Source organism: Ensifer sp. ZNC0028, from assembly GCF_000799055.1.
Taxonomy (GTDB): Bacteria; Pseudomonadota; Alphaproteobacteria; order Rhizobiales; family Rhizobiaceae; genus Ensifer.
Window position 1 is genome coordinate 1 of the sequence record NZ_JTLA01000215.1, and the last position, 322, is coordinate 322.

1 protein-coding gene is annotated in these 322 nt (G+C 63.0%); it reads right to left on the reverse strand.

Going from position 1 to position 322, the window contains the following annotated elements; all coding sequences use genetic code 11:
* A partial coding sequence (locus L981_RS32650; protein ID WP_043626910.1) for a VCBS domain-containing protein occupies window positions 1–322 on the reverse strand: 322 nt, incomplete at both ends.

Sequence of the window (322 nt, forward strand, 5' to 3'; positions counted from 1 at the left end):
CCGCCCTTGCCGTCGTCGACGGTGACGTCATAGGTCTGCGTCAGCGTCTGACCGACCTGCAGCGAGTCGAGCACGCTGTCGGCGACATTAAAACTCCAGTTGATCTTGTCGCCCGCCTGGTTGACCGGGTCGAGCGCGAAAGTGCCGAGGTAACCGTTGCCGTTCGCCTTGAAGCTGGCGCTGTGCTCATCCAGCGTATCGACGTCGGAAAAGCCGATCGTGCCGCCCTGCGTGTGCGTGGCCGTATTCTCGCCCGTCGCCTTGTCGGCGATCTCCGTCACCGCACCGCTCTGAATACCCGAGGTAATGACCGGGGCATCGT